At 60.0% G+C, this 11,384-nt stretch carries 10 protein-coding genes; all 10 read right to left on the bottom strand.

Features of this window, described 5'->3' with window-relative positions:
* Positions 1-791: aldose 1-epimerase family protein (locus ONB25_12540; GenBank protein MDZ7393715.1), on the bottom strand; the 791-nt coding region annotated here is incomplete at its 3' end.
* Positions 792-1,037: 246 nt separating this feature from the next.
* On the bottom strand, positions 1,038-1,667 hold the full coding sequence (locus ONB25_12535; protein MDZ7393714.1) for a hypothetical protein: 630 nt from the start codon (positions 1,665-1,667) through the stop codon (positions 1,038-1,040).
* Between the two features lie 41 nt (positions 1,668-1,708).
* Positions 1,709-3,526, bottom strand: a complete 1,818-nt coding sequence (locus ONB25_12530) for an aldehyde ferredoxin oxidoreductase family protein (GenBank protein MDZ7393713.1) — start codon at positions 3,524-3,526, stop codon at positions 1,709-1,711.
* Positions 3,510-4,790, bottom strand: a complete 1,281-nt coding sequence (locus tag ONB25_12525) for a 4Fe-4S dicluster domain-containing protein (GenBank protein ID MDZ7393712.1) — start codon at positions 4,788-4,790, stop codon at positions 3,510-3,512. Before ONB25_12525 ends, ONB25_12530 begins: the two co-directional genes overlap by 17 nt.
* Complete coding sequence (locus ONB25_12520) at positions 4,771-5,577, bottom strand: hypothetical protein (GenBank protein ID MDZ7393711.1); 807 nt, start codon at positions 5,575-5,577, stop codon at positions 4,771-4,773. Before ONB25_12520 ends, ONB25_12525 begins: the two co-directional genes overlap by 20 nt.
* Before the next feature lie 68 nt (positions 5,578-5,645).
* Complete coding sequence (locus ONB25_12515) at positions 5,646-5,876, bottom strand: DUF2892 domain-containing protein (protein ID MDZ7393710.1); 231 nt, start codon at positions 5,874-5,876, stop codon at positions 5,646-5,648.
* A gap of 328 nt (positions 5,877-6,204) precedes the next feature.
* Positions 6,205-7,203, bottom strand: a complete 999-nt coding sequence (locus tag ONB25_12510; GenBank protein ID MDZ7393709.1) for an inorganic phosphate transporter — start codon at positions 7,201-7,203, stop codon at positions 6,205-6,207.
* Between the two features lie 8 nt (positions 7,204-7,211).
* A complete protein-coding gene (locus tag ONB25_12505; protein ID MDZ7393708.1) occupies positions 7,212-7,823 on the bottom strand; it encodes a DUF47 family protein in 612 nt (203 codons plus the stop codon).
* A gap of 357 nt (positions 7,824-8,180) precedes the next feature.
* The gene (locus tag ONB25_12500) at positions 8,181-9,380 is read right to left on the bottom strand and encodes an isocitrate/isopropylmalate family dehydrogenase (GenBank protein ID MDZ7393707.1); all 1,200 of its coding nucleotides are present in this window, start codon (positions 9,378-9,380) and stop codon (positions 8,181-8,183) included.
* Positions 9,381-9,437: 57 nt separating this feature from the next.
* Positions 9,438-11,375 (bottom strand): aconitate hydratase, encoded by a 1,938-nt coding sequence (locus ONB25_12495; protein MDZ7393706.1) that lies wholly within the window; start codon positions 11,373-11,375, stop codon positions 9,438-9,440.
* Positions 11,376-11,384: the final 9 nt, after the last annotated feature.

Genomic DNA, 11,384 nt, shown 5'->3' with positions numbered 1-11,384 from the left:
TCCGCCATTTGGCTTGCCGCACCTGGGGGGCCTTCCAGCTCGTGGTAGTAGACGCGCTCCCGGTATCCCGGAAGGGGCGACTCAAACTGGTCAAAGCCTGCGACTGGCACACCTTCGTCGCGCGCACGAACCGTGCCTTGGGGGAAGTGGATCGTCGTCTGCTCGCTCAGGAGCGGAAAGCCAAAGTTGAAGTGGTAAAGGATCATGTGCGGCACCGGAGCAAAGCCTACGTTCTCCACTCGGTCGTCGATGCATATGCAGTTCCTGCCTGCCTGGCTGCGAATCTGGCGTCGGAGTCGGAGGTTTTCCCCAAAAATACGCGCCTCTTCCACCATCCCGCTGACCGTCATGTGGTATTCGTCCCCGTCCCAGTCGGCAGAGAGGCCCACCTGCCGCGCAGCGGTGTGGTGCACACGACCGTGAAGGCCCAACTCTTCGCCTTGGTCGACGCACGGGGCCCCCACTTGCGTCAAGCCGCAGGTTATGAGCAGGCCCCCGGGCGCCGTGCGCAGCCATTCTGTGCCACGCGGCTCAAACAAGGCGGGGTGCATTTCACCGACCACTGAATGCCAGCTGAATGGCACACCGCAGAACTCCGCCAGTCCTATGTCCAACGCCCGCGACGGGTTCACAAAGTACGACAGTCCACCGCCTGTCCGCACCCAGATCAGTTCCACTCCGGCTTCGGGTCCCTCGGCCAGGCGTACCTTCCGCAGCCCCACATGGTTCTCCACTCGGCCCAAGCGGGCCTCAAGTTCTCGCTTGGTCAAGTTTTGCCCATACAGCTCCATCGCCTCACCCACGGACTAGCACGCGCTTCAGGATTTTTCTTGCAGTGCAAAGAGCACTTGCTTCCAGTGCCCGCCACAGCTCTGACACAGTGAAAGTGCGGGCCTTAGCCGATCCTGCCATGCCCAGAAAAACGGGTGGGAGTCCGTCCCCTCCGATGCCCGGTGGACTCCCACCACGCTTGTATGGACCAGCAAGATGCACGAGTGGTACAGGCCGTAGCTCTACCCGTGTGCACCCCTTGCACCTCAGAGTGCCACCGCCACTGCTCCTGCTACTACCATGAGCGCGACCACGGCCACGAGGCAGTAGGCAGGCCGAGCCGCAAGCAGATGAGTCCAGCCCTCCTGGATACGCACTCCCGCATGCCTCCCAAGCCAGAAAGCCCCGACGCTCAGCAGGGCTGCTATGCCACCCTGGAGCCCAACGTAGTTCACCACGCGTGGCCAGCCGCCTTGAGCCCACCAGTGGTAGCGCAGGACATAGGTCATTGTCAGCGCGAAAAAAAGGAAAAAAACCCACGTGGCCCAGCCCAAGACAATCGGATACCAGCGCTCTTTAAGCCTCAGTCCGGAAGCCAGCGCCAACGCGCCTGTGGCAATCAGACCGATGCTTAGCACGGCAAAAATCTGGCAGGCGAAGAACGGCACGTTGAGAAATTTGAAGAAAGCGGCACACATGCCGGCAAGAAGCGGCGCTACAACCCTTCTGGTCAGAGCATGCTGCACGCCAAGGAAAAACACGGCAAGGGTTGGCAAGACCACTGCCCGCGCCGGGGTCCCACCCCAAGAAAGAGTAGCCTCCATCACTACTTCTGCCATCCCCCAGATAGTTCCAACCGTCACCACCGCCATCAACCAGTCGCGTCTAGGCCTCATGCCGGCTCCTCCGTCCCTTCAGCCGCGTTTATCGTTAGCCTTCACATCAAGTCCAACATGTCCTCGATGCCCAAGAGTCGCAGGGTCTCACGTTTTGGCACCCCCTTTTCGTCCCAGCCCATCAGCTTGTAGTAGTCAGCACGTAGCCTGTCCAGCTCAACCACCTGGCCCTTTGCAGGTCCGGAGGGGAGCGGCTCGGCCACGCAGCGCTTGGGCAGCGTGTCGTCCGCAAAGGTAAAACCTTCGCGAAGATTGAAAAGCCGGGCCAGGTTGACGATTCGTTCCCCCACGTGATCGAGCTCGCGCGGACTCTTGTACTCGAGGCCGGTGCACGGGTTCACCATCTGCCAGATCTCTTTCAGGGTAATGCCGAACTTGACGAAATAGCAGAGAATTAAGCAGTTGACCACTGCGCTGTCGGTCTGATTGGTCTTGAACAGCGCTGCCTTCCCTTCGGGTGTGAGAGGGTCGGCACCGCCGAGGATCTCCACCAACGGGGAGCCGCGCAGATGGCAGGCCCCTCGCTCGGAAATTGCGTAACTGAGGCCGATGCCTTTCGCTGCACGGGGGAGATAACCCGGCATCTCCAAGCCCTTCACGTGCATGGCAAAGTCTTCACTGCCGGGGAAGTGCTTGCTAATCTCGCGCACACCCTTTTCCAGCAATTGCCCCACCCCTTCGCCTTTGGCTATCTTTTCAGTCAGCTGCACCAAGGCCTCGCCGCTCCCCCAGGTCGCCTCGATACCATCAAGATCATCCTTGCCTACCATCCCCCTCTCGTACAGCTCCATCACAAAGCCGATGATGTTGCCCACAGTGATGGCGTCGATGCCATACATGTCGCACAGATAGTTTGCGTAGATGATGGCTTCGTGGTCAGAGACTCCGCAGTTGCTTCCCAAGGCAAAGATCGTCTCATAGTCCGGTCCGTCGATAGCGGTATCGAACTTTGGCGAGTAGGCGATCTTGGAACAGCCAATGGGACATCCTTCGCAAGCGATATCCTTTTTCCAATAGTGCTTCCGCCAGACCTCACCGGCCAGCGCGTCGGCTTGCTCGAACTGTCCCAGCTGGAAGTTGCGGGTTGGAAGGGCACCTGCGGCATTGACCAAGAGCACGATGTTAGCAGTACCAAAGTCAACCATCCGCTTGACCTGGCTGCTCATACGCAACATGCGGTGGGCAATCCAGACCGCCTCTTCGTATTCAGTGCGATTGGCCACACGCACGCTGCCGGTACCTCGCACGGCTATTCCCTTGAGCTTTTTTGACCCCATGACCGCGCCGGTGCCGGCTCTGCCTGCCGTACGGAGGCCGCAAAAAATGCCAGAGAGCGTGGCCATTCGTTCTGCAGCTGGCCCGATCACCGCCGTTTGCATGTCCTGGCCATAGCGCTCTTGTAAGGCCTTGGTGGCCTGCGCCGTGTTCATCCCCCACAGGTCACCGCCGTCCGCTATCTGCACCTTCTGGTCATCGATGATCAACACTCGCGGCTCTGAAGCAGCCCCTTTGATGACCACCGCGTCGTAGCCGGCGTACTTGAGCGTTTGGCCGAAGAAGCCCCCGCAGTAGGAGTCCATGTACGTTCCCGTCTTCGGGCTCTTGGCCATTACGCACAAGCGGCTGGACGTGGGCGCAATAGTGCCGCTCAATGGGCCGGTGGCAAAGATGAGGAGATTGTCTGGTCCAAGTGGGTCGACTTTCGGCGCCATGCCTGTGTAGAGGAGGTAAGAACCGAGACCTTTGCCCCCCAAGTAAAGTTTGGCGATACGCTCGTCCAGTTCCTCAGTTTGGCACGCGCCTGTAGTCAGGTCGACGGTAAGAATCCTGTTGGCGAACCCTCTATTCTGCATGGACATGGCGCACTCTCCGCTTCCACTCGGTCAGCACAATGGCCCCGCGCTTGCACCACTTGACGCACTCCGGGTCCCCGTCACACAAATCGCATACCACCGGATAGCCGTCCTCGACGAAGATGAGGTGAAAGGGGCAGGCATCTACACACGCGCCGCACTGGCTGCAAAGGCTCCTTTGTAATACCAAGCGCGCCTCAGGGGCTATGGTGAGTGCTCCTGTGGCACAGGCATCTGCGCACTGACCGCAGAGGGTGCAGACCACTGGGCGGTGGGGCTTAAGCTCCTCTCCCAAGGACGGGGTTTCGACGCGGAGGCGGGCGCGTGTCTGCCCGTAACCTGGGGTATGAGCTCGCACGCAAGCGACCTCGCAGAGCTGACAGCCGATGCACTGCGCCGGCACCGGCTTCAAGCGTTGGCCGACGGCGCGATGCTCGCCCAGGATCTCGGCAATTGTCTTGCCGCCGTGCACGAGCGCACAGATATCTGCGACCATTTTCTGCGGATCCTTGGCCTTGGTCACGTTGCGCCCGAACACTGTGCCGCTGGCGCCGGCACGCAGCGCCTCATCCACCAGCTCCAGCGCATCGCGCGGCACATCCGACTTGGCGCCACCCAGAACCAGCACCGGCACACCGGCTTGGTCCACCAGCTCCTTGAAGGTCTTCACGTCACCGGTGTAGGGAATTTTCAGCGCGTCTGCACCGATCTCTGCCGCAATGCGGCCAGAGGCGATGAGAATTTCGGCGATGTTCACACCCGTGACCATGCCACCCACTGCCATGGGTTCGATGATCAGAGGCAAGCCTACCTTGCGACACTCCTTGGCAAAGTCCGCGGCTTGCTCGATGTTCAGCGCCTCGAACTCATCGCCATAGCCGATGAAATAGTAGATGGTGATTGCCGAGGCGCCCATGTGCAATGCGTCGCGGGCTCGCGAGGTGGCCATCTTCTTAAAGTTCACCACCGGCAGTACGTTGCTCACATTGGAGGCGCCAAGGCGGGGCATATTCATCCAGTCGGCGCGGATGAGCATGGCCGGGGAATCTTTGCCGCGCAGCAGGTGCCCGTGCCGCACGGCAGTGCCAAAGCTTATGAGAATACCATCAGCACCGCCGCGCACCACCAGCTCCAGGATGCGCCGCAGTTCCATCACGTTGGGGGTGACATCCGACATCCAGCCGTGGTCGGCGGCCACGCACACCGCACGTCCGTCCTTGGGATTGAACAGGCGGTTGAGGCGGGCGGTCTTACCTGGCGCGCGCGTCATCACTCGAACTCCTCTGGTGCACCTGGCGAGCCAACACTTCGAGCCGCTCGGCGTACCTCTCCCTGGCAAAGACCTTCTCGCCGAGAACAAAACCTCGCAATCCGGCGGCCAGGAACGCATCAATATGCGCAGCCTCGGGGAATTCCTCCATCCGGACCAGCACCGGAACCGCAATCCAGCCGCCGATGGTAGCGCATGTGCCTTGACTGCACGGAGGAATGATCAGCACGTCGGCGCCCAGTTCTTGCATGAAGGACAATCCCAGCTTGACCGACTCCTCAAAATTGCTCGGCCCAACCTTGTACCCGATGGGCCGGATGTCCACAACCAGAGGAAGCGCCAGCCGGGTGCACTCCCGCGCCAAGTGGGACAAGGCCTCGATGTTGCGCGCCTCCGCCTCATCGTCAAATCCCAGAAAAAGGCTGGCCACCGCAGCCGAAGCGCCCAGCGCCAGGGCATCCTCCGCGTCCGAGATGAAAAGGTGGCGGAACTCAGTGGCAGGCAGACAAAAGTCCTGGCCTCGAAAAGCGTTAGTCCAGTCTACACGCACCAGAGGGCTCGCCCTATGCCTGCCCCCAAGGAACTCGGCGTGGTGCTCCGCCTGCCCAGGATTGACAATGAGGCCGTCGACAATGTCTGTCACCTCCGCGAGCGCCTCGGCGGTGTGCTCGAGGCCGGGAACTGCCCCAATGCTCCCGGGCAGGGTCGTGTCGAGCAGAAGCGCGCGCCCGTCCGCGGCATGGACGAAATCACTGATCCGGATGGTCTTGCCAATGTCGATTTCCACAGGCTCCTCCGTGCGAACAACGGAGTACCCGGAAAGACGTCCCGGGCTCCCACATGAGAAAGATCTCTTCACTGACTCTGGCCAGCAGCATCCTGCTCCTTCTTACACAGGGTAGAGATCTTGAACGGGACGTACAGTGGGCAAAAGCCGGCAAAACTGGTCAGAACAAACACCACTGCCACGACGCCGAGGATAATGGCCAAAGTCCCTGAGATGATATTGAGTATGTAGAGCAATGCGACCACCAGAGCAGCGACGATGCGTACCGCCCGATCCACCGAGCCCATGTTCTTCTTCATGGTAGCCTCCGCATCTTGGTTCAAAGCCAAAGCCCCGATGCGACACGACCCGACCGCATCGGTGGTGCACATCGAGGAGTGTCAAGGGCCGATGCCTTGGTCGCTGGGAAGATCGGACGAGGAGCTCATGCGCACAAGCTGCGCCTGCGCCGAGGCATAGCCCGGTGTTGGAAAGAATTTACGAAATGCCAGACGGCCGGTCAAGCACTTTTCGCGCCTCGCGAGCACAAGGACCAACACGGCGCGTGTGCCGCGTTCTGGCCCCGTGGGGGTAGGTCCCGCGCTCCAACGACCTTTCACCCCCTGCGGAAAGTGGCGCCCGCGGCGCTCAGAGGATCAATTTGAGCAGCTCGAACGTCCCAGCCCCCACCAAGGCCGCCCCCGGGATGGTGAGGATCCAGGTGACCACGATGTGGAAAGCCACGCCCCAGCGTACCGCTGACAGGCGATGTGTTGCGCCAACCCCCATAATGGCCGTGGAGATGACGTGCGTGGTGCTGATGGGTGCTCCCAGGAGGCTCGCCACCAGGATGACGACCCCTGCAGAGAACTCGGCGGTAAAGCCGTGCACCGGCCGGAGTTTCACCATCCTCATCCCCATGGTCCTTATGACCCGCCAGCCCCCAACCGAGGTACCAAAGCCCATGAACAGAGCCGACCCGACAATGACCCAAGCAGGCACATGAAAATCCTTAATGAATCCGCCTACCAATAGGGCGGCAGTGATAATCCCCATGGCATTCTGCGTATCGTTGGTGCCGTGAGTTAGCGCCATAAATGACGCTGAAGCAATTTGGCCAAACCTGAAAAACTTGTTGACCTTCGTGGGCGCAAAGTCCTTAACTGCCCAGTAGACAATCACGAGAAGAATGAACCCTCCGACGAACCCAAGGGTGGGAGAAAGAACCATGGCCACTACGACCTTCTTCATCCCAGCCACTTTCACGACGCCGAACCCGTGGGCTGCAATGGCCGCACCCACCAGTCCCCCTACCAATGAGTGGGTAATACTTATGGGGATGCCCGTGAATGTACAAGCAGCAGCCCAGACGCAAGCCCCCACCAGGGAAGAGATGACTACTACCTGGTCCATCACCGCAGGATCGACTATACCTTTGCCGACCGTTTTGGCTACCGCCGTGCTCACGAACGCGCCCACCACGTTCATCGTGCGCGCCAACGCAATTGCCTGGGAGGGAGATAAGGCCCGGGTGGAGACGGTGGTGGCAATGGCGTTGGCAGCGTCGTTCATGCCGTTGAAAAAATCGTACGTCCAAGCCAGGGCCACCACAATGACTACGAAGGTGATGCCATCGAAAGGGTTCATCCATCCGCTCACAGGTTTTTCACCGAGATCGCCTCCAAGACATTGGCCACGTCCTCACATCGGTCAGTGGCAAGTTCCAGGTCATGATACAGGTCTTTAAGCTTAATGAGCTCCATGGGTTCACAGCAGTTGCGGAAAAGCTTGGCCAATCCGTGACGAAAAACCCTGTCCCCCTCGTTTTCCAGCCGGTTAATCTCCACGCAATGTACGCACATCTGCGCTGGGTGTCGTAGCAACGCCACACCCCGCACGATTTCGGCGGATGCCTCGGCGATGATCTGCGCCAGACGCACCGCATCCTCACCAGGCTTGGTCAGCTCGAAGAGATAGATGCGGTCTGCCGCCGAGTCGATGAGGTCGATCACGTCGTCCAACGCACGACAAAGCGCGTAAATGTCCTCTCGGTCAAAAGGCGTCACGAAGGTCCGGTTCAACTTGTTGATGATCTCGTGCGTGAGCTTATCGCCCTTATGCTCCAGCTCCTTGATGAGCCGGCCATAGCGTTCCGCATCCTCGCCCGATTCGATCATCTGCACCAGCAACGTTGCCGCCTCTTGGATGTTCGCCGCCGCCTGGGTGAACATCTCGAAAAACTGCTCATTCCGAGGCATGATGTTCATAGACTACCTTCCCAAGCCAAAGTGATGCCCACTAATAGCGAGCGCAAGGAACCCTCCTCCAAAACCAAAAAGGACGGCCAAATATACAAAACACCCCCCGGCTTGTCAAGGCATAAATATCTGCGCCGGTGGGAAAGGAGACAGACAAGCCCACATCGGACCATCGGGGCCGCGACAAGCGCTGCGGGCAGGCAGAACACCTCCCGCCTGCTTACGGTGCGCCGCAGCAGGATACCAATCGCCACCTGGGGCGATCAGACACCCCACCTGCACAGACGCCGCCTGCTCCTGTACACGCGGGCGGCGTCAATGCTGGGCTCCACACTATCATTTTTCGCTATGGAGAAAACGGGCCGCTCACGCCCGGGTGTAGGCCTCCCACCTTTCGCGCAACGTGCGGTCACGCACAGTCTCGAGGAGGTAGTCCGTGAACTCGCGCCCAGTTGCACCGGTGTCCCTGCCGGTTATCACGAGTCGCTTTTCGAACTGCCCGCAGATGTCCAGGGCCATTTCCAGGCGCTCGGCCTTGTCGGGGAAGCCGATGTGGCGCAGCAGCATGGCACCGGCGCGAATCATGCTGCACGGGTCGGCGTACTTGCCCCGCCCTTCTTTGATCATGCGCGGGGCAGACCCGTGGATGGCCTCGAACATCGCGTACCGCTTGCCGATGTTGGCACTCCCCGCAGTGCCCACACCACCCTGAAACTCGGCCGCCTCGTCGGTCAGGATGTCCCCGTACAGGTTCTGCAGCACAATGACCCGGAACTGCGTCCGCCGCTTCGGATCCACCAACTTGGCAGTCATGATGTCGATGTACCACCCTTCCCAGGTAATGTCAGGGTAATCCTTGGCGACTTCCGCCGCCACCTCTAGGAACAAGCCGTCAGTAGTCTTGATAACATTCGCCTTTGTGACCACCGTGACGCTATTGATCTTGTTCTTGTGCGCATAGTCAAAGGCCATGCGAATGATCCGCTCGGCACCCTGACGTGTCGTCACGGTAAAGTCGAAGGCCAGGTCCTCGGTGACCTGAATTCCTTTGCTGCCCAGGATATAAGCCCCTTCCGTGTTCTCACGGAAGAAGATCCAGTCGATCCCTTCCTTTGGTACTTTGACCGGGCGCACGTTGGCGAACAGGTCCAGGGCGCGGCGCATCGCCACATTGGCGCTCTCGATGTTGGGGTACGGCCCGCCCTTTTCCGGTGTGGTGGTAGGCCCCTTGAGAATGACGTGGCACTTCTTGATCTCTTCCAACACGTCATCCGGGATGGCCTTCATGTGCTTGACGCGGTTTTCGATGGTCAGCCCTTCAATGGTACGAAAGACCACTCTGCCTGCCTTGATTTCGTCGGCCAGCATCTCCTCCAGAACTCGCTGCGCCTCCGCAGAGATAATGGGGCCGATGCCGTCGCCGCCACACACACCGATGATGATGGGCTTCAGCTTGGCATAGTCTATCCAGTCTTCGGCCTGCTTCATCCGCTCCACGCGCGCTAACTGTTCCTGCACAAGCGCAGCAAAATGGGCCTTTGCCCTTTCAAGTGCTTCCTGGTTCATCAGTGCTCCTCCACATGCAACAACTTGTTGCCCTCTTTCCGGGACAGCACGCCACACCTATTGCTGTGCCCTGGTATAGTTCAGCAAACCACCCGCCACGATGATCGCCCGCTGCCGTTCACTCAGATCGTATACCAACTCAATCTCTTCCCCCGTAGCCACCTTGCGCACCAGCACCGGCTCGCCTTTGAGCAAACGGAGCTTCAGATCCGGCATCTCCAGCCGATCGCCCTGGGAAAATCGCTCATAGTCCGCCTCTTCCTTAAAGCGCAGCGGCAGGATGCCAAAGTTAATAAGGTTAGCGGTGTGGATGCGCTCCAGGCTCTTGGCGATCACTGCACGCACACCCAGGTACATGGGACATAGGGCCGCGTGTTCGCGGGAAGAACCTTGACCGTAACTCCACCCTCCGACGACCACGTTGTGCACACCGGCCTGCTTGTTTCTCATGCAACGCTCCGGGAACGTTGGGTCCACCGGCTCGAAGACAAAGGTGGCATACTTGGGCACGTTGGAGCGATATTTGAGCCGTGACCCTGCAGGCATAATGTGGTCGGTAGTGATCTTGTCTCCAACTTTTAGCACCACCTCGGCCTGCAGCGCGTCAGGCAAAGGCGTGTTGGCCGGTGGGTCACCGATGTTTGGTCCGCGGACGATAGTCACTTTTTCCGGTTCTTTGGCCGGTGGGAGGATCAAGCTGTCATCGATGGTAAAGCGCTCGGGCATTGGTATCGCAGGGTAGGGCAGGCCCAGCTCGCGGGGATCGGTGATGACCCCGGTGAGGGCGCAGGCCGCCGCAGTCTCGGGGCTCACCAGGTACACCTGCGCCGATTTGGTACCAGAGCGCCCTTCGAAGTTGCGATTGTTGGTGCGGATGGACACACCGTTGGTGGGAGGTGCCTGGCCGTTGCCGATGCAAAAGCCGCAGGTTGCCTCCATGATGCGTGCCCCTGCCGCCACCAGGTCGCTCAGCGCACCGCAATCGGCGATCATCCGCAGCACCTGCTTTGAGCCGGGCGCCACCACGAAACTGACCTCAGGATGCACCGTTCGCCCTTTGAGCACCGCAGCGACCGTGAGCAGATCTTTGACCGAGGAGTTCGTGCAGCTGCCCACACACACCTGGTCCACCTTGAGGCCGGCCACTTCCTTCACCCGACAGACATTGTCCGGGCTATGCGGCCTGGCGACCATGGGCTCAATGCTGGCAAGGTCGAGCTCGATGACGCGATCGTACTCCGCGTCGCTGTCCGGAGCCAAAGGCACCCACACTTCCTCGCGCCCCTGCGCTCTGAGAAACTGTCTGGTGACCTCGTCGCTAGGAAAAAGTGAGGTAGTGACCCCCAACTCAGCACCCATGTTCGTGATCGTTGCACGCTCGGGTACGGAGAGCGTGGCGATGCCCGGTCCCCCGTACTCAATCATCCACCCCACGTTGCCTTTGGTGGTGAGCATTTCCAGCACTTTGAGGATGACGTCCTTGGCAGCCACCCAGGGCTTTAGCCGGCCGGTGAGCACGATCTTGAGCACCTTCGGGTAGGTGAGATAGAAGGCACCTCCACCCATCGCCACTGCCACATCCAGCCCGCCTGCGCCGATGGCCATCATGCCCAGGCCACCGCCTGTGGGGGTGTGGCTGTCCGAGCCCAGCAGAGTCTTGCCGGGTATCCCGAACCGCTCCAAGTGCACCTGGTGACAGATGCCGTTCCCCGCCTTGGAGAGGTAGATACCGTATTTGGCCGCTACCGACTGCAGGTAGCGATGGTCATCGGCGTTCTCGAACCCGTCCTGAAGGGTGTTGTGATCGATATAGCTCACCGAAAGCTCGGTCCTGACGCGCGGAATGCCCATGGCCTCAAACTGGAGATAGGCCATGGTACCGGTCGCATCTTGCGTGAGGGTCTGGTCAATGCGGATGGCCACCACCTCGCCTGCTTTCATCTGGCCCTCCACCAGATGGGCAGCAATGATCTTTTGCACAAGATTTTGTCCCATTGCCCTCCT

The sequence above is a fragment of the candidate division KSB1 bacterium genome (assembly GCA_034506335.1).
In the GTDB taxonomy this organism is placed as follows: domain Bacteria; phylum Zhuqueibacterota; class Zhuqueibacteria; order JANLFK01; family Oleimicrobiaceae; genus Oleimicrobium.
This window is presented reverse-complemented; position numbering and strand designations above follow the sequence as displayed.